28 protein-coding genes are annotated in these 21130 nt (G+C 66.8%); all 28 read right to left on the reverse strand.

Annotation, left to right across the window (positions count from 1 at the left end):
* Window positions 1-5: 5 nt before the first annotated feature.
* Complete coding sequence (locus IEZ10_RS13440; protein WP_189246826.1) at window positions 6-656, reverse strand: adenylate kinase; 651 nt, start codon at window positions 654-656, stop codon at window positions 6-8.
* Window positions 656-1972, reverse strand: a complete 1317-nt coding sequence (gene secY / locus IEZ10_RS13445; RefSeq protein WP_189246827.1) for a preprotein translocase subunit SecY — start codon at window positions 1970-1972, stop codon at window positions 656-658. Before secY ends, IEZ10_RS13440 begins: the two co-directional genes overlap by 1 nt.
* A gap of 180 nt (window positions 1973-2152) precedes the next feature.
* A complete protein-coding gene (rplO, locus tag IEZ10_RS13450; protein WP_189246828.1) occupies window positions 2153-2608 on the reverse strand; it encodes a 50S ribosomal protein L15 in 456 nt (151 codons plus the stop codon).
* 2 nt (window positions 2609-2610) lie between these two features.
* Window positions 2611-2793 (reverse strand): 50S ribosomal protein L30, encoded by a 183-nt coding sequence (gene rpmD, locus IEZ10_RS13455; protein WP_068896549.1) that lies wholly within the window; start codon window positions 2791-2793, stop codon window positions 2611-2613.
* Between the two features lie 3 nt (window positions 2794-2796).
* The gene (gene rpsE, locus IEZ10_RS13460; protein WP_179819682.1) at window positions 2797-3429 is read right to left on the reverse strand and encodes a 30S ribosomal protein S5; all 633 of its coding nucleotides are present in this window, start codon (window positions 3427-3429) and stop codon (window positions 2797-2799) included.
* Window positions 3430-3463: 34 nt separating this feature from the next.
* The gene (rplR, locus tag IEZ10_RS13465) at window positions 3464-3847 is read right to left on the reverse strand and encodes a 50S ribosomal protein L18 (RefSeq protein WP_179819683.1); all 384 of its coding nucleotides are present in this window, start codon (window positions 3845-3847) and stop codon (window positions 3464-3466) included.
* Between the two features lie 2 nt (window positions 3848-3849).
* Complete coding sequence (gene rplF / locus IEZ10_RS13470) at window positions 3850-4392, reverse strand: 50S ribosomal protein L6 (RefSeq protein ID WP_179819684.1); 543 nt, start codon at window positions 4390-4392, stop codon at window positions 3850-3852.
* 17 nt (window positions 4393-4409) lie between these two features.
* Window positions 4410-4808: a 30S ribosomal protein S8 gene (rpsH, locus tag IEZ10_RS13475; protein ID WP_179819685.1), complete on the reverse strand. Its 399-nt coding sequence runs from the start codon at window positions 4806-4808 to the stop codon at window positions 4410-4412.
* 154 nt (window positions 4809-4962) lie between these two features.
* Entirely contained in the window at window positions 4963-5148 is a 186-nt protein-coding gene (locus IEZ10_RS13480; protein WP_068896544.1) for a type Z 30S ribosomal protein S14, read from the reverse strand.
* 2 nt (window positions 5149-5150) lie between these two features.
* Window positions 5151-5735 carry a 50S ribosomal protein L5 gene (gene rplE, locus IEZ10_RS13485; protein ID WP_189246829.1) on the reverse strand — a complete coding sequence of 195 codons (585 nt, stop codon included), beginning with the start codon at window positions 5733-5735 and terminating at the stop codon, window positions 5151-5153.
* Window positions 5735-6040, reverse strand: a complete 306-nt coding sequence (rplX, locus tag IEZ10_RS13490) for a 50S ribosomal protein L24 (protein WP_189246830.1) — start codon at window positions 6038-6040, stop codon at window positions 5735-5737. The genes rplE and rplX overlap by 1 nt, the downstream gene beginning before the upstream one ends.
* The gene (gene rplN / locus IEZ10_RS13495) at window positions 6041-6409 is read right to left on the reverse strand and encodes a 50S ribosomal protein L14 (protein WP_179819688.1); all 369 of its coding nucleotides are present in this window, start codon (window positions 6407-6409) and stop codon (window positions 6041-6043) included. It lies immediately after the preceding gene.
* Window positions 6410-6642: 233 nt separating this feature from the next.
* A complete protein-coding gene (gene rpsQ, locus IEZ10_RS13500; RefSeq protein ID WP_179819689.1) occupies window positions 6643-6924 on the reverse strand; it encodes a 30S ribosomal protein S17 in 282 nt (93 codons plus the stop codon).
* Window positions 6917-7153 (reverse strand): 50S ribosomal protein L29, encoded by a 237-nt coding sequence (rpmC, locus tag IEZ10_RS13505; RefSeq protein ID WP_189246831.1) that lies wholly within the window; start codon window positions 7151-7153, stop codon window positions 6917-6919. Before rpmC ends, rpsQ begins: the two co-directional genes overlap by 8 nt.
* Window positions 7153-7572, reverse strand: coding sequence for a 50S ribosomal protein L16 (gene rplP, locus IEZ10_RS13510; protein WP_012887838.1), 420 nt, complete (start codon window positions 7570-7572; stop codon window positions 7153-7155). The genes rpmC and rplP overlap by 1 nt, the downstream gene beginning before the upstream one ends.
* A gap of 2 nt (window positions 7573-7574) precedes the next feature.
* Window positions 7575-8420 carry a 30S ribosomal protein S3 gene (gene rpsC, locus IEZ10_RS13515; protein ID WP_179819690.1) on the reverse strand — a complete coding sequence of 282 codons (846 nt, stop codon included), beginning with the start codon at window positions 8418-8420 and terminating at the stop codon, window positions 7575-7577.
* Complete coding sequence (rplV, locus tag IEZ10_RS13520; RefSeq protein WP_179819691.1) at window positions 8420-8773, reverse strand: 50S ribosomal protein L22; 354 nt, start codon at window positions 8771-8773, stop codon at window positions 8420-8422. The genes rpsC and rplV overlap by 1 nt, the downstream gene beginning before the upstream one ends.
* 35 nt (window positions 8774-8808) lie before the next feature.
* Entirely contained in the window at window positions 8809-9087 is a 279-nt protein-coding gene (gene rpsS, locus IEZ10_RS13525) for a 30S ribosomal protein S19 (protein WP_030451498.1), read from the reverse strand.
* A gap of 11 nt (window positions 9088-9098) precedes the next feature.
* Window positions 9099-9935, reverse strand: a complete 837-nt coding sequence (gene rplB, locus IEZ10_RS13530; protein WP_179819693.1) for a 50S ribosomal protein L2 — start codon at window positions 9933-9935, stop codon at window positions 9099-9101.
* A 92-nt stretch (window positions 9936-10027) separates the two neighbouring features.
* Window positions 10028-10330, reverse strand: a complete 303-nt coding sequence (gene rplW / locus IEZ10_RS13535; RefSeq protein WP_189246832.1) for a 50S ribosomal protein L23 — start codon at window positions 10328-10330, stop codon at window positions 10028-10030.
* Window positions 10330-10977, reverse strand: coding sequence for a 50S ribosomal protein L4 (gene rplD, locus IEZ10_RS13540; protein ID WP_179819695.1), 648 nt, complete (start codon window positions 10975-10977; stop codon window positions 10330-10332). The genes rplW and rplD overlap by 1 nt, the downstream gene beginning before the upstream one ends.
* Window positions 10974-11627, reverse strand: a complete 654-nt coding sequence (gene rplC, locus IEZ10_RS13545) for a 50S ribosomal protein L3 (protein ID WP_179819696.1) — start codon at window positions 11625-11627, stop codon at window positions 10974-10976. The genes rplD and rplC overlap by 4 nt, the downstream gene beginning before the upstream one ends.
* Before the next feature lie 14 nt (window positions 11628-11641).
* The gene (gene rpsJ, locus IEZ10_RS13550) at window positions 11642-11950 is read right to left on the reverse strand and encodes a 30S ribosomal protein S10 (protein WP_012887830.1); all 309 of its coding nucleotides are present in this window, start codon (window positions 11948-11950) and stop codon (window positions 11642-11644) included.
* A 315-nt stretch (window positions 11951-12265) separates the two neighbouring features.
* Window positions 12266-13459 carry an elongation factor Tu gene (tuf, locus tag IEZ10_RS13555; RefSeq protein ID WP_179819697.1) on the reverse strand — a complete coding sequence of 398 codons (1194 nt, stop codon included), beginning with the start codon at window positions 13457-13459 and terminating at the stop codon, window positions 12266-12268.
* Between the two features lie 155 nt (window positions 13460-13614).
* Window positions 13615-15663, reverse strand: coding sequence for an elongation factor G (gene fusA, locus IEZ10_RS13560; RefSeq protein WP_229811238.1), 2049 nt, complete (start codon window positions 15661-15663; stop codon window positions 13615-13617).
* Window positions 15664-15750: 87 nt separating this feature from the next.
* Window positions 15751-16221 (reverse strand): 30S ribosomal protein S7, encoded by a 471-nt coding sequence (gene rpsG / locus IEZ10_RS13565; protein ID WP_179819699.1) that lies wholly within the window; start codon window positions 16219-16221, stop codon window positions 15751-15753.
* A gap of 2 nt (window positions 16222-16223) precedes the next feature.
* Complete coding sequence (gene rpsL / locus IEZ10_RS13570; protein ID WP_012887826.1) at window positions 16224-16595, reverse strand: 30S ribosomal protein S12; 372 nt, start codon at window positions 16593-16595, stop codon at window positions 16224-16226.
* A gap of 517 nt (window positions 16596-17112) precedes the next feature.
* Window positions 17113-21000, reverse strand: coding sequence for a DNA-directed RNA polymerase subunit beta' (locus IEZ10_RS13575; protein ID WP_189246834.1), 3888 nt, complete (start codon window positions 20998-21000; stop codon window positions 17113-17115).
* Window positions 21001-21130: the final 130 nt, after the last annotated feature.

Here is a 21130-nt window from a genome sequence, read left to right on the forward strand (position 1 = left end):
GGCCGCTAGTCGGCGAAGGGGCGCAGGGCCTCCATCGCGCGCTGGGTGATCTCCTCCACCGGGCCGGTGGCGTCCACCCCGACCAGGAGGCTCTCGTCGGCGTAGAAGGAGACGAGCGGGGCGGTCTGCTCCTGGTAGACCTCCAGCCGGTGGCGGACGGTCTCCTCGGAGTCGTCCTCACGCTGGTACAGCCGGCCGCCGCAGACGTCGCAGACGTCGTCCTTCTTGTCGTCGAAGTCGACGTGCCAGATGCGGCCGCACTGGCCGCACGTACGGCGGCCCGCCAGCCTGCGCACGACCTCCTCGTCGTCGACCACGAGCTCGAGGACGACGTCGAGGGCCGCGCCGAACTCCGAGAGCATCTTCTTCAGGATCTCGGCCTGGGGCACGTTCCTGGGGAAGCCGTCGAGCAGGAAACCGTCCTGCGCGTCGCTCTCCGAGAGGCGGTCGCGGACCATCGCGATCGTCACCTCGTCGGGCACGAGGTCGCCGCGGTCCATGTACTCCTTGGCAATCCTGCCGAGTTCCGTGCCGCCCGAGACGTTGGCACGGAAGATGTCACCTGTCGAGATCTTCGGGATGGACAGGTTCGATGCGATGAACTGGGCCTGCGTCCCCTTACCCGCTCCGGGGGGCCCGACCAGGACGAGACGCACTACTTCAGGAAGCCTTCGTAGTTGCGCTGCTGGAGCTGGCTCTCGATCTGCTTCACGGTGTCGAGACCGACACCAACCATGATCAGAATGCTCGTTCCTCCGAACGGGAAGTTCTGACTCGCACCGACGACCGCGAGTGCGACGATCGGCACCATGGCGATCAGGCCCAGGTACAGCGCGCCGGGAGCGGTCAGCCTCGTGAGCACATAGTTCAGGTACTCAGCCGTCGGCCGGCCCGGGCGGATGCCCGGGATGAATCCACCGTACTTCTTCATGTTGTCGGCCACTTCAACGGGGTTGAAGGTGATGGACACGTAGAAGTAGGTGAAGAAGACGATGAGCAGGAAGAAAATGATCATGTACGCCGGGGTGTCGCCCCGCACCAGGTTCTGCTCGATCCACTGGACGACCTGGTTCGGCTCCTCCGCGGAGTTGCTGAAGAGGGTCGTGACCAGCTGCGGGAGATACAGCAGCGAGGAGGCGAAGATGACGGGGATGATGCCCGCCTGGTTCACCTTCAGGGGGATGTAGGTCGAGGTCCCGCCGTACATCCGGCGGCCGACCATGCGCTTGGCGTACTGCACGGGAATCCGGCGTTGCGCCTGCTCGACCATGACCACCAGGGCGATCATCGCGATACCGGTGATGATCACCACCGCGAAGACGAAGGCGCCCTTCTGACGGGCGATGTTCAGCAGCTCGGCCGGGAAGACCGCGATCACCTGGGTGAAGATCAGGATGGACATGCCGTTGCCGACGCCGCGGTCGGTGACGAGCTCGCCCAGCCACATGATGACGCCGGTGCCGGCGGTCATCGTCAGCACCATCGTGACGATGGCGAAGATGTTGTCCTTGTCGATGAGGATCTCCTCGCGGCACTGCGGGAACAGCTGCCCGCTGCGCGCGAGGGCGATGAAGGCGGTGGACTGCAGGATCGCCAGGCCGATCGTCAGATAACGCGTGTACTGCGTGATCTTCGTCTGGCCCGCCTGCCCCTCCTTCTTCAGTGCCTCCAGCCGGGGAATGACCACCACGAGGAGCTGGAGGATGATGCTCGCGGTGATGTAGGGCATGATGCCCAGCGCGAACACTGAAAGTTTCAGCAGGGCGCCACCGCTGAACAGCTGCACCATGCCGTAGATGTTTCCGGAATCACCGGCCTGCGCCTGCTGGAGGCATCGGGCGATGTTCTCGTTGTTTACACCCGGGGTCGGAAGAACCGAACCGAGTCGGAAAAGCGCGATGATGCCCAGTGTGAAGAGCAGCTTCTTGCGCAGGTCCGGCGTACGGAACGCTCGGGTAAACGCGGTCAGCACGGTCCCTCCTGCGCGCCTGAAAGGCGAGGTCGGTCAACTATGGTGCGGGGGTGGCGCATCTTACTATCTCAAGTCAACGAGCCCGCGGAAATGAGTAGTCGAAGCCCACTGTCCAGCGAACTCTAACGCACTACGGGCGCGGGGGCCCATGATGAGCCCCCGCGCCACGTCATGCTGTGCCTACAGCTCGGAGACGGAGCCACCGGCAGCGGCGATCTTCTCCTTCGCGCTGGCGGAGAAGGCGTGCGCCTGCACGTTCAACGCCACGGAGATGTCGCCGGTACCGAGCACCTTCACCGGCTGCCTCTTGCGAACCGCACCCCTGGCGATCAGCGCCTCGATGGTGACGTCGCCACCCTCGGGGAAGAGCTCGCCGAGCTTGTCCAGATTGACGACCTGGTAGGTCGTCTTGAACATAGCGTTGGAGAAGCCCTTCAGCTTGGGCAGGCGACGCTGGAGCGGAACGTTGCCACCCTCGAAACCGGGGGTGTTGGTGGTCCTGGCGTGCGTGCCCTTGGTGCCACGGCCCGCGGTCTTGCCCTTGGACGCCTCGCCGCGACCCTTGCGGATCTTCGACTTGTTGGCGCCGGGAGCCGGCCGCAGGTGGTGAATACGGAGCGGAGTGTTCTCTGCCATGTCTAGTCGACCTCTTCCACGGTGACGAGGTGCGTCACCACGGAGACCATGCCGCGGATCTCCGGGCGGTCCTCCTTGACGACGACGTCGCCGATGCGCTTCAGACCGAGCGAGCGCAGCGAGTCACGCTGGTTCTGCTTGCCGCCGATCTTCGAGCGAACCTGAGTGATCTTCAGGCGTGCCATCGCCTAGCTCACCGCCTTAGCCGCCGCGGCCTCGGCGATGCCCTCGGCACGAGCCTTGAGCATGGCCTTGGGCGCGACGTCCTCGATCGGCAGGCCACGGCGGGCGGCGATCTCCTCGGGCCGGCTGAGGCCCTTCAGAGCCGCCACGGTGGCGTGCACGATGTTGATCGGGTTGTCCGAGCCGAGAGACTTGGACAGCACGTCGTGGATGCCGGCGCACTCCAGCACGGCGCGCACCGGGCCACCGGCGATGACGCCGGTACCGGGCGAGGCCGGACGCAGGAAGACGACGCCGGCCGCCTCCTCACCCTGCACGATGTGCGGGATGGTGCCCTGGATGCGGGGCACGCGGAAGAAGTGCTTCTTGGCCTCCTCGACGCCCTTGGCGATGGCCGCGGGCACCTCCTTGGCCTTGCCGTAGCCGACGCCGACCAGACCGTTGCCGTCGCCGACGACGACGAGGGCGGTGAAGCTGAAGCGCCGACCACCCTTCACGACCTTGGCCACTCGGTTGATCTTCACGACGCGCTCGATGTACGAGACGCCCTTGTCAGCGTTGCCACCGCGGCGGTCGTCACGACGACCATCACGCCGCTCGCCACCGGCGGCACCACCGCGACGCGGTGCTCCAGCCATTAGTGGTTCCTCTTCTCATTCGTAAGACGGGCCATCAGAACTCCAGCCCGCCTTCGCGGGCGCTGTCCGCGAGGGCCGCGATGCGGCCCGCGTAGCGGTTGCCACCGCGGTCGAACACGACGGCGGTGATCCCGGCGGCCTTGGCCCGCTGAGCGAGAAGCTCGCCGACCTGCTTGGCCTTGTCGGTCTTGGCGCCGGCGGCCGAACGCAGGGAGGCGTCCATGGTGGAGGCGCTCACCAGCGTGTGACCCTGAGCGTCGTCGACGATCTGGACGAACAGGTGCCGCGTGGAGCGGTTGACGACCAGGCGGGGACGCTCGGCCGTGCCGACGACCTTCTTGCGGACTCGGCCGTGGCGGCGGGCCCGCGAGACGGCGCGGGCGGCCGTGTGCTTGCCGAACGCAGTCTTGCCAGCCATGCCTACTTACCAGCCTTTCCGACCTTGCGGCGGACAACCTCGCCCTGGTAGCGCACACCCTTGCCCTTGTACGGGTCGGGCTTGCGCAGCTTGCGGATGTTCGCGGCGATCTCGCCGACCTTCTGCTTGTCGATGCCGTCCACGTGGAACAGCGTCGGCTTCTCTACGCGGAAGGAGATGCCCTCCGGCGCGTCGATGATCACCGGGTGGCTGAAACCGAGGGAGAACTCGAGCTGGGTCGGGCCCTTGGCCTGGACGCGGTAACCGACGCCCACGATCTCCAGGGTCTTGGAGTATCCCTGGGTCACACCGGTCACCATGTTGGCGATCAGCGTGCGGGACAGGCCGTGCAGCGCACGGATCTTGTTCTCGTCGCTGGGGCGCGTGACGGTCACGTTGCCGTCCTCGCCCTTGGCGACCTCGATCGGCTCAGCGACCGTGTGTGAAAGCGTGCCCTTGGGGCCCTTGACCGTGACATTCCGGCCATCGATGGCGATGTCCACGCCGTTCGGTACAGGGATGGGCAGCCGTCCGATTCGCGACATGCTGTGGTTTCTCCCTTCTACCAAACGAAGGCGAGGACTTCCCCGCCCACTCCACGCTTGCTGGCCTGCTTGTCGGTCATCAGACCGCCGGACGTCGAAATGATCGCGACGCCCAGCCCGCCCAGGACCCGAGGCAGGTTGTCCTTCTTCGCATAGACCCGCAGGCCGGGCTTGGAGACCCGGCGCAGGCCAGAGAGCGAACGCTCACGGTTCTGCCCGAACTTGAGCTCCACCACGAGGTTCTTTCCAACCTTGGCGTCCTCGACGCTCCAGGACTGGATGTAACCCTCCTGCTGAAGGATCTCGGCGATGTGCGCCTTGATCTTCGAGTACGGCATCGCCACGGTGTCGTGGTACGCCGAGTTCGCGTTTCGCAGACGCGTGAGCATGTCTGCGATCGGGTCGGTCATCGTCATGGCCGGTGGCCTTCCTCACCGCGGTTTCCCCAGGGGACCTGCGGTGCGGTCATGGGCGCCTGGAACGGCGCCCGGTGAATGGACTTACTGGTGTGGCCGGCGGCGCCGCGCGGCTCCACGTGCCCCTGTGGGACCCGTACGGCCGCGCGGACGGCTACCAGCTCGACTTGGTGATGCCGGGCAGCTCGCCCCGGTGCGCCATCTCGCGGAAGCAGATGCGGCACAGGCCGAACTTCCGGAAAACGGCGCGCGGACGACCACAGCGCGAGCACCGAGTGTACGCCCGGACCTCGAACTTGGCCTTGCGAGCAGCCTTGACCTTGAGCGACGTCTTCGCCATGATCAGGCCTCCTTGAAGGGGAATCCGAGGTGCTTGAGCAGCGCCCGGCCCTGGTCGTCGGTCTTAGCGGTGGTCACGACGGTGATGTCCATGCCCCGCTGGCGGTCGATCTTGTCCTGGTCGACCTCGTGGAACATGACCTGCTCGGTGAGGCCGAAGGTGTAGTTGCCGTTGCCGTCGAACTGCTTGGGCGACAGACCGCGGAAGTCGCGGATACGCGGCAGCGCCAGCGACAGCAGCCGGTCCAGGAACTCCCACATCCGGTCGCCGCGCAGCGTGACGTGGGCGCCGATCGGCATGCCCTCACGCAGCTTGAACTGGGCGATGGACTTGCGGGCCCGGACGACGGCCGGCTTCTGGCCGGTGATCGAGGTGAGGTCGCGGACGGCGCCTTCGATGAGCTTCGAGTCGCGAGCGGCCTCGCCGACGCCCATGTTCACCTTGATCTTGGTGATCGTGGGCACCAGCATGATGTTCTCGATCCCGAACTCCTCGCGCAGCTTCGCGATGATCTCCTCGCGGTAGCGCTGCTTGAGGCGCGGGACGGGCCGCGCGGCCTGGACGGTCTCGGTGGTCTCAGCGGTCATCAGTTGTCCTCACCCGACTCGTCGGAGGCGGACTTGGCCGACTCCTTCTTGGCAGGCTTCTCGTCATCCTTGAGCTTCTTGACGTTGCTCACGTGGATGGGAGCCTCCATGGTCTGCACACCGCCGGTCTTGGCGCCGCGCGGGCCCTGGTTGGTCTCCTTGGAGTGCTTCTTGATCAGGTTGACGCCCTCGACCACCACGCGCTCCTCGCGCGGGAAGGCGGCGATCACCCGGCCCTTGGCACCCTTGTCCTTGCCGGCGATGACCTGAACCAGGTCACCCTTCTTCACGTGAAGCTTCGGCATTTACAACACCTCCGGCGCGAGCGAGATGATGCGCATGAACTTCTTGTCACGCAGCTCGCGTCCGACCGGACCGAAGATACGCGTGCCACGAGGGTCACCGCTGTCCTTGATGATGACGGCGGCGTTCTCGTCGAAGCGGATGTAGGAGCCGTCGGGCCGGCGGCGCTCCTTGACAGTGCGGACGACGACCGCCTTGACGACGTCGCCCTTCTTCACGGTGCCGCCCGGAATGGCGTCCTTGACCGTGGCGACGATGATGTCGCCGATTCCCGCGTAGCGCCGGCCCGAGCCACCGAGCACCCGGATGCAAAGGATCTCCTTGGCACCCGTGTTGTCGGCGACCTTGAGCCGCGACTCCTGCTGGATCACTTGTACTCCTGTTTGTCTCGCCGGTTCTCACCCTCGGGTGAGCCTTGCGGAACCTGCTGGGTCTTTTTCCCCCGGGACAGCCCTGCGGGCGGGTCCGCCCGTCGCAGCCTACGCGGTGCGACGGGGTTCTGCCGCCTGCGGGCCGCCGCCGCAGGCGGGGCGAAGGTCTTCTTCGCCCCCTTGGACACCACCGTGGGGAGTGAACGGATCACTCCCCACGGGGCGCGCGTTCTTTACTTGGCCTTCTCGAGGATCTCGACGACCCGCCAGCGCTTGCTGGCCGACAGCGGCCGGGTCTCCATCAGAAGGACGCGGTCGCCGACGCCGCAGGCGTTGGCCTCGTCGTGCGCCTTGTACTTGGTCGTCCGGCGGATGACCTTGCCGTACAGCGGGTGCTTGACGCGGTCCTCAACGGCGACCACGACGGTCTTGTCCATCTTGTCGCTGACGACCAGGCCCTCACGGGTCTTGCGGTAGTTCCGCGCCTGGGTCGTGCTCTCAGCGGTCTCAGCCATCGATCGACTCCTTCTCAACCGTAACGATGTTGAGCTCCCGCTCACGCATCACGGTGTAGATACGGGCGATCTCGCGGCGGACGGCGCGCAGCCGCCCGTGGCTCTCCAACTGGCCGGTCGCGGCCTGGAAGCGGAGGTTGAACAGCTCCTCCTTGGCTTCCTTCAGCTTCTGGACCAGGGTGTCCTGGTCCTCCACCCGCAGCTCACCGGCGGTCAGGCCCTTAGCCATCACGCCTCACCCACTTCACGCTTGACGAACCGGCACTTCATCGGGAGCTTGTGCATCGCACGACGCAGAGCCTCGCGAGCCACCGGCTCGGCGACACCCGACAGCTCGAACATGACGCGGCCGGGCTTGACGTTGGCGATCCACCACTCCGGCGAACCCTTACCGGAACCCATGCGGGTCTCGGCCGGCTTCTTGGTCAGCGGACGGTCCGGGTAGATGTTGATCCAGACCTTGCCGCCACGCTTGATGTGCCGGGTCATGGCGATACGAGCCGACTCGATCTGGCGGTTGGTCACGTAGGAGTGCTCAAGCGCCTGGATGCCGAACTCGCCGAACACGACCCTGGTGCCACCCTTGGCGGCGCCGTGACGGTCAGGCCGGTGCTGCTTGCGGTGCTTGACCCTGCGAGGGATCAGCATGGTCAGCTCCCTTCAGCACCCGGCTGCGTAGCCGGGCCGGTCTCGGGGGCGGCCTGCGAGGCCGCCTCGTTCCTGGGGGCGCGGTCACCGCGACCGGCGCCACCGCGGCGCGGACGGTCACCGGCGCCACGGCGAGGACGGTCGGCGCCGCCACGACGGTCGTCGCGGTCACGACGCTGGCCGGCGCGGGCGCCGGCGGCGGCCGCCTCGCGCTCGGCGCGGCTGGTCGGGGCCTCACCCTTGTAGATCCACACCTTCACGCCGATGCGGCCGAAGGTGGTGCGGGCCTCGTAGAGGCCGTAGTCGATGTCGGCGCGGAGCGTGTGCAGGGGCACGCGGCCCTCGCGGTAGAACTCCGAACGCGACATCTCGGCACCGCCCAGACGGCCGGAGCACTGCACCCGGATGCCCTTGGCGCCGCTCTTCATCGCCGACTGCATCGCCTTGCGCATGGCCCGCCGGAACGAGACACGGCTGGACAGCTGCTCGGCCACGCCCTGCGCGACGAGCTGGGCGTCGATCTCGGGGTTCTTGACCTCGAGGATGTTCAGCTGGACCTGCTTCTTGGTCAGCTTCTCGAGGTCACCGCGGATCCGGTCGGCCTCGGCGCCGCGGCGGCCGATGACGATGCCCGGACGGGCGGTGTGGATGTCGACCTGTACCCGGTCGGTGGTCCGCTCGATCTCCACCTTGGAGATGCCGGCCCGCTCCATGCCCTTCTTGAGCATGCGGCGGATCGCCACATCCTCGGCAACGTACGACTTGTAGAGCTTGTCGGCATACCACCGGCTCTTGAAGTCGGTCGTGATGCCGAGGCGGAACCCGTGCGGGTTTACCTTCTGACCCACTAGCGGGTCCTCCCCTTCGGCTCGCGGGACTCCACGATCACGGTGATGTGGCTCGTCCGCTTGTTGATCCGATAGGCACGGCCCTGGGCGCGGGGACGGAACCGCTTCAGGGTCGGGCCCTCGTCGACCCACGCACGGCTCACGAAGAGCGTGTCGCGGTCGAGCTTGAAGTTGTGCTCCGCGTTCGCAATGGCGCTCGACAGCACCTTGTACACGGTCTCGCTCGCCGCCTGGGGAGCGAACTGCAGCACGGCCTGCGCCTCCGAAGCGGGCAGCCCGCGAATGAGGTCCACCACACGGCGGGCCTTCATGGGCGTGTGGCGCGCGAACCGCACCTGAGCCCTGGCTTCCATCGCTTACTCCTCTTACTTCTGCTTCGCTGAGGCGCTTACCGCCGGCTGCGGCGGTCTTCCTTGACGTGGCTGCGGAACGTCCGCGTGGGGGCGAACTCGCCGAGCTTGTGACCGATCATCGACTCGGTGACGAACACCGGGACGTGCTTGCGGCCGTCGTGGACGGCGATCGTGTGACCGAGCATGTCGGGCACGATCATGGAGCGCCGCGACCACGTCTTGATGACGTTCTTGGTGCCCTTCTCGTTCTGCGCGTCCACCTTCTTCTGAAGGTGGTCGTCCACGAAGGGACCCTTCTTAAGGCTACGTGGCATTTTGGCTGCTCCTACCGCTTCTTCCGCTTGGTCCTACGGCGGATGATCAGCCGGTCGCTGGCCTTGTTCGCCGCACGAGTACGACCCTCGGGCTTGCCCTTGGGGTTCACCGGGTGACGGCCGCCGGAGGTCTTACCCTCACCACCACCGTGCGGGTGGTCGACCGGGTTCATCGCGACACCGCGGACGGTGGGGCGCTTGCCCTTCCACCGCATACGGCCGGCCTTACCCCAGTTGATGTTGCCCTGCTCGGCGTTGCCGACCTGGCCGATGGAGGCCCGGCAGCGGACGTCGACCTGGCGCATTTCGCCGGAGGGCATACGCAGCGTGGCGTACTGGCCCTCCTTGGCGAGAAGCTGGATCTGCGCGCCGGCGGACCGGCCCAGCTTGGCGCCACCGCCCGGACGGAGCTCCACCGCGTGGATGAAGGTACCGGTCGGGATGTTGCGCAGCGGGAGGCAGTTACCCGGCTTGATGTCGGCCGTGGGGCCGTTCTCGATCAGGTCGCCCTGCTTGAGGCCGGTCGGGCAGAGGATGTAGCGCTTCTCCCCGTCGGCGTAGTGCAGCAGCGCGATGCGGGAGGTGCGGTTCGGGTCGTACTCGATGTGAGCGACCTTGGCCGGAATCCCGTCCTTGTCGTGGCGCCGGAAGTCGATGATCCGGTAGGCGCGCTTGTGGCCGCCGCCCTGGTGGCGGGTGGTGACCCTGCCGTGGACGTTGCGGCCGCCCTTGCTGTGCAGGGGCGCCAGCAGCGACTTCTCGGGCGTGCTGCGCGTGATCTCGGCGAAGTCCGAGACGCTGGCGCCGCGGCGACCCGGGGTCGTCGGCTTGAGCTTACGGATGCCCATCTTTTTCGTTCATCCTTTGTCGGTTGATCCGGCCGAATGCCCCCCGTCGTGGGACGGGGGGCGCTCCGGCCGGGTACTTACGTGCGAGCGGGTCAGCCGACCTGACCGAAGATGTCGATCCGGTCGCCTTCGACCAGGCTCACGATCGCGCGCTTGGTGTTGGGGCGCTGGCCGTAGCCGAACTTGGTCCGCTTGCGCTTGCCCTGGCGGTTGATGGTGTTGACGCTGGCCACCTTGACACCGAAGATCTGCTCAATGGCGATCTTGACCTGCGTCTTGTTGGCCGTCTTCCGCACCAGGAACGTGTACTTGTTGTGCTCGTCGATCAGGCCGTAGCTCTTCTCGGAGACAACCGGCTTGATGATGATGTCGCGCGGGTCGGCGATCTTCTCCATCAGGCGTCTTCCTTCCCGCTCTTGCCCAGACGCGCCACGACCTGGTCGTACGCCGCCTGAGTGAAAACGACGTCGTCGTAGCAGAGCACGTCGTAGGTGTTCAGCTGCCCCGCGTCCAGCAGGTGGACCTCGGGAGCGTTGCGCAGGCTGAGCCAGGTGAGCTCGTCACCCTCGTCGACGACGACGAGGACACTGCGAGCCTGCGTGATCTTCCGCAGCGACTCCAGGGCCGCCTTGGTCTTCGGGGTCTCGCCCTCGACCAGGCCGCTGACCACGTGGACGCGGCCGCCGCCGGCCCGGTCGGAGAGGGCGCCGCGCAGCGCGGCGGCCTTCATCTTCTTGGGCGTCTTCTGGCTGTAGTCCCGCGGGACCGGACCGTGGACGGTGCCACCGCCGGCGAACTGCGGGGCGCGGGTCGAGCCCTGGCGGGCGCGGCCGGTGCCCTTCTGGCGGTACGGCTTCTTGCCGCCGCCGCTGACCTCACCGCGGGTCTTGGCCTTGTGGGTGCCCTGCCGGCGAGCGGCGAGCTGGGCCACGACGACCTGGTGGATCAGAGGAATGTTGACCTTGGCGCCGAAGATGTCTTCGGGCAGGTCGACGGTGCCCGCCTTGGCCCCGCGCACGTCGAGGACGTCAATGGTGCTCACTTGGCAGCCCCCTTCTTGGCAGAGGTGCGGACGAGGACCAGGCTGCCGTTGGCGCCGGGGATCGCACCCTTGATCAGGATGAGATTCTTCTCGGCGTCCACAGCGTGGACCTTCAGGCTCTGGATGGTGGTGCGGACGTTGCCCATCCGACCGGCCATGCGCAGGCCCTTGAAGACGCGGCCCGGGGTGGCGCAGCCACCGATGGAACCCGGCGAGCGGTGCTTGCGCTGGGTACCGTGCGAAGCGCCCAGACCCCCGAAGCCGTGCCGCTTCATGACACCGGCGAAGCCCTTGCCCTTGCTCTTGCCCGTCACGTCGACGAACTGGCCGGCCTCGAAGGTGTCGGCCAGAAGCTCCTGGCCGAGGGTGTAGTCGCTCGCGTCGTCGGTACGGATCTCCGCGAAGTAACGGCGCGGGGTGATGTCGTGCTTGCGGAGGTAGTCGCCGAGCGGCTTGTTGACCTTCCGGGGGTCGACCTGCCCGAAGCCGAGCTGGATGGCGGAGTAGCCGTCCTTCTCGGCGGTGCGGACGCGGGTCACCACGCACGGACCGGCCTCGACGACGGTCACCGGGACCATCCGGTTGTCCGCGTCGAAGACCTGGGTCATGCCGAGCTTCTTGCCCAGGACGCCCTTGATCTGCTTAGCCATGTCAGTGCGTTCCCTCAGAGCTTGATCGAGATGTCAACGCCGGCGGGAAGGTCGAGTCGCATGAGCGAGTCGACCGTCTTCGGCGTCGGGTCGATGATGTCAATCAGCCGCTTGTGCGTGCGCATCTCGAAGTGCTCGCGGCTGTCCTTGTACTTGTGCGGCGAGCGGATGACGCAGTACACGTTCTTCTCGGTCGGCAGCGGAACCGGGCCCGCGACCTTAGCGCCAGTCCGCGTCACCGTCTCGACGATCTTCTTGGCCGAGCTGTCGATGACCTCGTGGTCATAGGCCTTGAGCCGGATGCGGATCTTCTGTCCCGCCATAATGGCCTCGGTGTCCTTCGCTGTCGTCTGAAAAAGTTGCGTGCGGCCTGTGGCCGCTGTGTGATGGCCGAGTCCGCCGGGCCTGGCGGCCCGCGCCGTCTCCGGCGTGGCGTCCTCGTCCGCGCCCCACGTAGCAGACGGTTTCGGTCTGCGCTTTCTTCCGTGATCTGGCAGTTACTTCGGTCACTTCGGCCGAACCAACTGCGAGATCACGGTTCGTGGGCCGCACCCGGCGGCACGTGCCGTACGGCACGGCCACCTCGTGGTGCGGCGGTCGGCCCTGCGTTGAGGGCCGACCGCCACTCCGCGATCGTACTACTTGATGATCTTCGTCACGCGGCCGGCGCCGACGGTGCGGCCACCCTCGCGGATCGCGAACTTGAGGCCCTCCTCCATCGCGATCGGCTGGATGAGCTGGACGGTCATCTCGGTGTTGTCACCGGGCATGACCATCTCGGTGCCCTCCGGCAGGTTCACAACGCCGGTCACGTCAGTCGTACGGAAGTAGAACTGCGGACGGTAGTTGTTGAAGAACGGCGTGTGGCGGCCGCCCTCGTCCTTCGAGAGGATGTAGACCTGGCCCTCGAACTCCGTGTGCGGAGTCGTGGTGCCCGGCTTGATGACACACTGGCCGCGCTCGACGTCCTCGCGCTTGATGCCGCGGAGGAGCAGACCGACGTTGTCACCGGCCTGGCCCTCGTCGAGGAGCTTGCGGAACATCTCGACACCGGTGACCGTGGTCGTGGTCTTGGTGTCCTTGATGCCGACGATGTCGACGGTCTCGTTGACCTTGACGATACCGCGCTCGATACGGCCGGTGACGACGGTGCCGCGACCGGTGATCGAGAACACGTCCTCGATCGGCATGAGGAACGGCTTCTCGGTCTCACGGGTCGGCTCGGGGACGTTCTCGTCCACGGCGGTCATGAGCTCGATGATGCTGTCGCCCCACTTCTCGTCGCCCTCAAGGGCCTTGAGAGCGGAGACGCGGACGACCGGCAGGTCGTCGCCGGGGAACTCCTGGGCCGAGAGAAGCTCACGGACCTCGAGCTCGACGAGCTCCAGGATCTCCTCGTCGTCGACCATGTCGGCCTTGTTGAGGGCCACGACGATGTAGGGGACGCCGACCTGGCGGGCCAGGAGGACGTGCTCCTTCGTCTGCGGCATCGGGCCGTCGGTGGCGGCGACCACGAGGATCGCGCCGTCCATCTGGGCCGCACCGGTGATCATGTTCTTCACGTAGTCGGCGTGACCGGGGCAGTCCACGTGGGCGTAGTGGCGCTTCTCGGTCTGGTACTCGACGTGCGCGATGGAGATCGTGATGCCGCGGGCCTTCTCCTCGGGCGCCTTGTCGATCTTGTCGAACGGGGTCGCCTCGTTGAGCTCAGGGAAACGCTCGTGGAGCACCTTGGTGATCGCCGCGGTCAGAGTGGTCTTGCCGTGGTCGATGTGCCCAATGGTGCCGATGTTTACGTGCGGCTTGGTCCGCTCGAACTTGGCCTTGGCCACTGTCTGTCTCCTTAGAGATTCTGACTTGACTTGCGTCTTTTCACTCGGGCTTGGGGAGGCCGGTCCCTCACGGGACCGGCCGGCGAGCACTCGCTCCCCGCACCCCCGGCGGGAAGGCGATCAGATCGCCTCCGCCACCGGAACGGATGCCGGACTTACTCGCCCCGCACCTTCGCGACGATCTCCTTGGCGATGTGCGCAGGCACTTCCGCGTAGGAGTCGAACTGCATGCTGAAGCTGGCGCGCCCCTGCGTCTTGCTACGAAGGTCACCCACGTAGCCGAACATCTCAGAGAGCGGCACGAGCGCCTGGACGATACGCGCGCCGGCGCGCTCGTCCATCGCCCGGATCTGCCCGCGGCGGCCGTTGAGGTCGCCGATGACGTCGCCCATGTAGTCCTCGGGGGTGGTGACCTCGACGGCCATCACCGGCTCCAGGATCACGGCGTCCGCCTTGCGCGCGGCCTCCTTGAAGGCCATCGATCCAGCGATCTTGAAGGCCATTTCGGACGAGTCGACCTCGTGGAAGGCGCCGTCCTGCAGGGTGACCTTCACCCCGACCATGGGGTAGCCGGCGAGAACGCCGAACTCGGCGGCCTCCTGGGCGCCCGCGTCCACCGACGGGATGTACTCCCGCGGGATGCGGCCACCGGAGACCTTGTTCGCGAACTCGTAGCCGTCGTTGCCTTCGCCGAGCGGCTCGAGGTCGATGATGACCCGGGCGAACTGGCCGGAACCACCGGTCTGCTTCTTGTGGGTGTAGTCGACCTTCTCCACCTTGCGGCGGATGGTCTCCCGGTAGGCGACCTGCGGCCGGCCGACGTTGGCCTCGACCTTGAACTCGCGGCGCATCCGGTCGACGAGGATCTCCAGGTGGAGCTCGCCCATACCCCAGATGACCGTCTGGCCGGTCTCCTCGTCACGGCGGACCTGGAAGGACGGGTCCTCCTCGGCCAGCCGCTGGATCGCGGTGCTGAGCTTCTCCTGGTCGCCCTTGGTCTTGGGCTCGATCGCGACGTTGATGACCGGGGCCGGGAACGTCATCGACTCCAGGACGACCTGGTTGGCCGGGTCGCACAGGGTGTCACCGGTGGTGGTGTCCTTCAGGCCCATCACGGCGACGATCTGACCGGCGTGCGCGGACGGGCGCTCCTCGCGCTTGTTCGCGTGCATCTGGTAGATCTTGCCGATCCGCTCCTTGCGGCCCTTCACGGAGTTGATGACCCCGGAGCCGGACTCGAGAGTGCCCGAGTAGATGCGGATGTAGGTGAGACGGCCGAGGTGCGGGTCGCTCATGATCTTGAAGGCCAGCGCGGCGAACGGCTCGGTCACGTCCGCGTGACGCTCGACGGTCTCCTCCTCGTTGCCGACCGCGTGGCCCTTGAAGGCCGGGATGTCGGTCGGCGCCGGGAGGTAGGCGACGATCGCGTCGAGCAGGGGCTGGACGCCCTTGTTCTTGAACGCGGTGCCCGTCAGGACCGGGTTGATGGCGCTGGCCAGCGTCGCGCGGCGGATGGCCGCGACCAGCTGCTCCTCGGTGGGCTCGGTGCCCTCCAGGAAGAGCTCCATCAGCTCGTCGTCGTTCTCGGCGACGGTCTCGACGAGCTTGTCGCGCCACTCACGGGCGGCGTCGGCGTACTCGGCCGGGATGTCGACGACCTCGTACATCTCGCCCTTGGCCGCCTCGGCGCTCCAGAGCAGGCCCTTCATCTTCACCAGGTCGATGACGCCCTTGAAGTCGGCCTCGACGCCCCAGGGAAGCTGGATGACCGCCGGAGTGGCGTTCAGCCGGCTGACCATCATGTCGACGCAGCGGTGGAACTCCGCGCCGACGCGGTCCATCTTGTTGACGAAGCAGATGCGGGGCACGCCGTAACCGTCGGCCTGGCGCCAGACCGTCTCGGACTGCGGCTCGACACCCGCCACACCGTCGAACACGGCGACGGCACCGTCGAGGACGCGGAGCGAGCGCTCCACCTCGATGGTGAAGTCGACGTGACCCGGCGTGTCGATGATGTTGATCGTGTGGCCGAGCCACTCGCAGGTCGTAGCGGCGGAGGTGATGGTGATACCACGCTCCTGCTCCTGCTCCATCCAGTCCATCGTGGCTGCGCCCTCGTGGACCTCACCGAGCTTGTAGTTGATGCCGGTGTAGAACAGGATGCGCTCGGTCGTGGTGGTCTTGCCCGCGTCGATGTGGGCCATGATGCCGATGTTTCGCACCTTGGCCAGGTCAAGAGCGGTCGTGGTGGCCACTTCTCTCGCGTCCTCGTCGTCTCGTCGAACCCGCTGTTACCAGCGGTAGTGGGCGAAGGCCTTGTTGGACTCGGCCATCTTGTGGGTGTCCTCGCGCTTCTTGACGCTGGCGCCGAGGCCATTGCTGGCGTCGAGCAGCTCGTTCATGAGGCGCTCGGTCATGGTCTTCTCGCGGCGGGCGCGGGAGTACTGCACCAGCCAACGCAGGGCCAGGGTGGTGCTGCGCGCGGCGCGCACCTCGACCGGGACCTGGTAGGTCGCACCGCCGACGCGGCGGCTGCGGACCTCAAGGGTGGGCTTGACGTTGTCCAGCGCGCGCTTCAGGGTGACGACCGGGTCGTTGCCCGTCTTCTCCCGAGCGCCTTCGAGAGCGCCGTAAACGATGGACTGCGCGATGGAGCGCTTGCCGTCCAGGAGCACCTTGTTGATGAGCGCGGTGACCAGCGGCGAGTTGTGGACCGGGTCAGCCATGAGCTGACGACGACCAGGAGAACCCTTGCGAGGCATTCTTACTTCTCCTTCTTCGCGCCGTAACGGCTACGGGCCTGCTTGCGGTTGCGGACACCCTGGGTGTCGAGCGAGCCGCGGATGATCTTGTAGCGAACACCCGGCAGGTCCTTCACACGACCGCCACGCACGAGCACGATGGAGTGCTCCTGAAGGTTGTGGCCGACGCCCGGAATGTAGGCCGTGACCTCGATGCCGTTAGTGAGCCGGACACGCGCGACCTTGCGGAGGGCGGAGTTCGGCTTCTTGGGGGTCGTGGTGTAAACGCGCATGCAGGTGCCGCGTCGCTGGGGGCTGGCCTTGAGCGCCGGGGTCTTGGTCTTGGTGACCTTATCCTGGCGGCCCTTGCGGACCAGCTGCTGAATCGTAGGCACCGCGTCTCCGTTCGTGCTTGCCGGTGATTCGAATGTTGTTGCCTTTGCAGGTACTGCCGGTGTCATGACCTGCGAAGTGGCCGCCCACTCCGACCCACGCGGTCGGGCGTGTCGCGCACTTGTCGCGCCATCTCCGAACCTGCCTGGTGGAGGGGGCCACGCGGCGCCTCTGCCGACTCCCCGTGGGAACCTGTCGACGCGCACGCATGAGAGCCCATGAAGACATGGGCACGATGGGAAAGACTACCCAGTCAAGCGCAACGCGTCAAAACCATCGCGCCTGCCGGCCGTCTCAGTGGATACCCGTATTCGTGCCATGACTCCCGCGTCCGACTCACCGCCGGCCGCTGCTGGGTCCATGACGAGTTTACCGGTCGTGCGGGACTTCTCCGGCCGTTCTTCTCGTTAACGTCCGGCCTCCACCGCAACATTCCGGTCAAGAGAGATCAATAAGAATCCGGCGGAAAAGCGGACGGCGCCCGCCCCCCGAAGGGGACGGGCGCCGTCGGCGTCACACTCAGCGGTTGTACTGACCGAAGTCGTACTCCTCCAGCGGCACGGCCTCGCCGGAGCCCGAGCCGAAGGTGTAGTCCGCCGCGGAGCCGTCGTAGCCGCCGACCGTGTACATCGCGGCCTTGGCCTCCTCGGTCGGCTCGACCCGGACGTTGCGGTACTGCGGCATGCCGGTACCGGCCGGGATGAGCTTACCGATGATGACGTTCTCCTTGAGGCCGAGCAGGGAGTCGGACTTGGCGTGGATCGCCGCGTCCGTGAGCACCCTGGTCGTCTCCTGGAAGGACGCCGCCGACAGCCAGGACTCGGTGGCCAGCGACGCCTTGGTGATGCCCATGAGAACCGGGCGGCCGGAGGCCGGCGTGCCCTGCTCCGCCACGCACTCGCGGTTCATCCGCTCGAAGCGGGGCCGCTCGACGAGCTCACCGGGCAGCATGTCGGTGTCACCCGACTCCAGCACGTTCACGCGCTTGAGCATCTGCCGGACGATGATCTCGATGTGCTTGTCGTGGATGGACACACCCTGCGAGCGGTAGACCTGCTGGACCTCGGCCACCAGGTGCAGCTGCACGGCCCGCGGGCCGAGGATGCGCAGCACCTCGTTGGGGTTGACCGCACCGGCGATCAGCTGCTGGCCCACCTTGACGTGCTGTCCCTCCGAGACCAGCATCCGCGACCGCATCGAGACCTGGTAGGCGACCTCGTCGGAACCGTCGTCGGGAACGATGACGATCTTCCGGGTCTTGTCGGTCTCGTCGATGCGGACCCGGCCCTCGGCCTCGCTGATCGGGGCGACGCCCTTGGGGACGCGCGCCTCGAAGAGCTCCTGGACACGGGGCAGACCGTGGGTGATGTCCGCACCCGCCACACCACCGGTGTGGAAGGTACGCATCGTCAGCTGGGTGCCGGGCTCGCCGATCGACTGGGCGGCGATGATGCCGACCGCCTCGCCGACGTCCACGAGCTTGCCGGTCGCGAGCGAACGGCCGTAGCAGGTGGCGCAGACACCGATCTTGGCCTCGCAGACAAGGGCGCTGCGGGTCCTGACGGTCTCCACCCCGGCCTCGACCAGCGCGGTGACGTGGATGTCGTTGATGTCGACACCCGCGCTCGCGATGACCTTGCCGTCCACCTCGACGTCCTCGGCCAGGATGCGGCCGTGCACGTTGCTCTCGGCGTTCTCGGCCTTGACCAGGTTGCCCTGGGCGTCGCGCTCGCCGACGTGCAGCGGGACGGCGCGGTCGGTGCCGCAGTCGATCTCGCGGACGATGACGTCCTGCGCGACGTCCACCAGACGACGGGTCAGGTAACCCGAGTCGGCGGTCCGCAGCGCGGTGTCGGCCAGACCCTTCCGCTGTCCGTGGGTGGAGATGAAGTACTCCAGCACCGACAGGCCCTCGCGGAACGAGGCCTTGATCGGACGCGGGATCGTCTCACCCTTGGTGTTGGACACCAGACCACGGATGCCGGAGATCTGCCGGACCTGCATCAGGTTTCCGCGGGCACCCGACTGGACCATCATCCAGACCGGGTTGCTCTTCGGGAACGCCTGCTGCATGTCGTCGGTCACGTCGCTGGTGGCGTGGGTCCAGATCTCGATGAGCTCCTGGCGGCGCTCCTCGTCGGTGATCAGACCGCGCTCGTACTCCCGCTGGACCTTGTCGGCCCGGCGCTCGTACGTCTCCATGATCGTGGCCTTGTTCGGCGGCGCGATGACGTCCTCGATGGAGATCGTCACACCGGCCCGGGTCGCCCAGTAGAAGCCGGCGTCCTTGAGCGCGTCGAGCGCGGCCGCCACCTCCACCTTCGGGTACTTCTCGGCCAGCTCGTTGACGATGGCCGAGAGCTGCTTCTTGCCGACCTGGAAGTTGACGTACGGGTAGTTCGCCGGGAGCGTCTGGTTGAACAGGCAGCGGCCGAGCGTGGTCTCCAGGCGGTAGGGGTCGCCCGGCTCCCAGCCCTCGGGGCCCTGCCAGCCGCGCGGCGGCGGGACGTCCCCGTCGACCCGGACCTGGATCCTGGCCTGGATGTCCAGCTCGCGGCGGTCGAAGGCCATGAGCGCCTCCGACACGGAGCCGAAGATCCTGCCCTGACCCGGCGCGTTCTCGCTCTCGTCCTTCTCGGTGGTCAGCGAGTACAGGCCGATGACCATGTCCTGGGTGGGCATGGTGACCGGCTTGCCGTCGGCCGGCTTCAGGATGTTGTTGGTGGACAGCATCAGGATGCGGGCCTCGGCCTGCGCCTCGGCCGACAGCGGCAGGTGCACGGCCATCTGGTCACCGTCGAAGTCCGCGTTGAACGCGGTGCAGACGAGCGGGTGGATCTGGATGGCCTTGCCCTCGACCAGCTGCGGCTCGAAGGCCTGGATGCCCAGGCGGTGCAGGGTGGGCGCGCGGTTGAGCAGCACGGGGTGCTCGGTGATGACCTCTTCGAGGACGTCCCACACGACCGGACGGGCCCGCTCGACCATCCGCTTGGCCGACTTGATGTTCTGCGCGTGGTTCAGGTCGACCAGGCGCTTCATCACGAACGGCTTGAAGAGCTCCAGCGCCATCTGCTTGGGCAGACCGCACTGGTGCAGCTTCAGCTGCGGGCCGACGACGATGACCGAACGGCCGGAGTAGTCGACACGCTTGCCCAGGAGGTTCTGGCGGAACCGGCCCTGCTTGCCCTTCAGCATGTCGCTGAGGGACTTCAGCGGGCGGTTGCCGGGACCGGTGACCGGGCGGCCGCGGCGGCCGTTGTCGAACAGCGCGTCGACGGCCTCCTGGAGCATCCGCTTCTCGTTGTTCACGATGATCTCGGGCGCGCCGAGGTCGAGGAGACGCTTGAGGCGGTTGTTCCGGTTGATCACCCGGCGGTACAGGTCGTTCAGGTCCGAGGTCGCGAACCGGCCACCGTCGAGCTGCACCATCGGGCGCAGGTCCGGCGGGATGACCGGGATGCAGTCGAGGACCATGCCGTTGGGCGAGTTGCGCGTGTTCAGGAACGCGGACACGACCTTGAGACGCTTGAGGGCGCGGGCCTTCTTCTGGCCCTTGCCGCTGCGGATCGTCTCGCGGAGGTTCTCGGCCTCGGCGTCGAGGTCGAAGTTGGACAGGCGCTCCTGGATGGCCTGGGCGCCCATGCCACCGCGGAAGTAGCGGCCGAAGCGGTCGCGCATCTCGCGGTAGAGCAGCTCGTCACCCTCGAGGTCCTGGACCTTGAGGTTCTTGAAGCGGCTCCAGACCTCCTCCAGGCGGTCCAGCTCGCGCTGGGCCCGGTCGCGGAGCTGGCGCATCTCACGCTCGGCACCCTCGCGGACCTTGCGGCGCTGGTCGCCCTTGGCGCCGGCGGCCTCCAGCTCGGTCAGGTCGCTCTCGAGCTTCTTCTGACGGGCCTCGACGTCGGCGTCACGGCGCTGCTCGATGTGCTGCCGCTCGACGGAGATCTTCGCCTCCAGCGACGGCAGGTCACGCTCGCGCAGCTCCTTGTCCACGTGCGTGATCATGTAGGCCGCGAAGTAGATGACCTTCTCCAGGTCCTTCGGGGCCAGGTCGAGCAGGTATCCCAGACGGGACGGCACGCCCTTGAAGTACCAGATGTGCGTGACCGGCGCGGCCAGCTCGATGTGGCCCATCCGCTCACGGCGCACCTTGGCCCGGGTCACCTCGACGCCGCAGCGCTCACAGATGATGCCCTTGAAGCGGACGCGCTTGTACTTGCCGCAGTAGCACTCCCAGTCCCGGGTCGGACCGAAGATCTTCTCGCAGAAGAGGCCGTCCTTCTCGGGCTTGAGGGTCCGGTAGTTGATGGTCTCGGGCTTCTTCACCTCGCCGTGCGACCACTGACGGATGTCGTCGGCCGTCGCCAGTCCGATCCGAAGCTCGTCGAAGAAGTTGACGTCCAGCATTTGTAATCCCCTCCTCAGCTTCTAGATCAGACCTCTTCGACGCTGCTCGGCTCACGCCGGGACAGGTCGATGCCGAGCTCCTCCGCGGCGCGGAAGACGTCCTCGTCGGTGTCGCGCATCTCGATGGACA

This window comes from Streptosporangium pseudovulgare (assembly GCF_014648055.1).
Lineage (GTDB): Bacteria > Actinomycetota > Actinomycetes > Streptosporangiales > Streptosporangiaceae > Streptosporangium > Streptosporangium pseudovulgare.

Coding starts and splice junctions, on each gene's coding strand:
- rplO (WP_189246828.1), bottom strand. CDS start 2,608: ATGGCAGAGAACACTCCGCTCCGTATTCACCACCTGCGGCCGGCTCCC.
- rpmD (WP_068896549.1), bottom strand. CDS start 2,793: ATGGCACGCCTGAAGATCACTCAGGTTCGCTCGAAGATCGGCGGCAAG.
- rpsE (WP_179819682.1), bottom strand. CDS start 3,429: ATGGCTGGAGCACCGCGTCGCGGTGGTGCCGCCGGTGGCGAGCGGCGT.
- rplR (WP_179819683.1), bottom strand. CDS start 3,847: ATGGCTGGCAAGACTGCGTTCGGCAAGCACACGGCCGCCCGCGCCGTC.
- rplF (WP_179819684.1), bottom strand. CDS start 4,392: ATGTCGCGAATCGGACGGCTGCCCATCCCTGTACCGAACGGCGTGGAC.
- rpsH (WP_179819685.1), bottom strand. CDS start 4,808: ATGACGATGACCGACCCGATCGCAGACATGCTCACGCGTCTGCGAAAC.
- IEZ10_RS13480 (WP_068896544.1), bottom strand. CDS start 5,148: ATGGCGAAGACGTCGCTCAAGGTCAAGGCTGCTCGCAAGGCCAAGTTC.
- rplE (WP_189246829.1), bottom strand. CDS start 5,735: ATGACCGCTGAGACCACCGAGACCGTCCAGGCCGCGCGGCCCGTCCCG.
- rplX (WP_189246830.1), bottom strand. CDS start 6,040: ATGCCGAAGCTTCACGTGAAGAAGGGTGACCTGGTTCAGGTCATCGCC.
- rpsQ (WP_179819689.1), bottom strand. CDS start 6,924: ATGGCTGAGACCGCTGAGAGCACGACCCAGGCGCGGAACTACCGCAAG.
- rpmC (WP_189246831.1), bottom strand. CDS start 7,153: ATGGCTAAGGGCCTGACCGCCGGTGAGCTGCGGGTGGAGGACCAGGAC.
- rplP (WP_012887838.1), bottom strand. CDS start 7,572: ATGCTGATCCCTCGCAGGGTCAAGCACCGCAAGCAGCACCGGCCTGAC.
- rplV (WP_179819691.1), bottom strand. CDS start 8,773: ATGGAAGCCAGGGCTCAGGTGCGGTTCGCGCGCCACACGCCCATGAAG.
- rpsS (WP_030451498.1), bottom strand. CDS start 9,087: ATGCCACGTAGCCTTAAGAAGGGTCCCTTCGTGGACGACCACCTTCAG.
- rplB (WP_179819693.1), bottom strand. CDS start 9,935: ATGGGCATCCGTAAGCTCAAGCCGACGACCCCGGGTCGCCGCGGCGCC.
- rplW (WP_189246832.1), bottom strand. CDS start 10,330: ATGGAGAAGATCGCCGACCCGCGCGACATCATCATCAAGCCGGTTGTC.
- rplC (WP_179819696.1), bottom strand. CDS start 11,627: ATGGCTAAGCAGATCAAGGGCGTCCTGGGCAAGAAGCTCGGCATGACC.
- rpsJ (WP_012887830.1), bottom strand. CDS start 11,950: ATGGCGGGACAGAAGATCCGCATCCGGCTCAAGGCCTATGACCACGAG.
- fusA (WP_229811238.1), bottom strand. CDS start 15,663: ATGGCCCACATCGACGCGGGCAAGACCACCACGACCGAGCGCATCCTG.
- rpsG (WP_179819699.1), bottom strand. CDS start 16,221: ATGCCTCGCAAGGGTTCTCCTGGTCGTCGTCAGCTCATGGCTGACCCG.
- IEZ10_RS13575 (WP_189246834.1), bottom strand. CDS start 21,000: ATGCTGGACGTCAACTTCTTCGACGAGCTTCGGATCGGACTGGCGACG.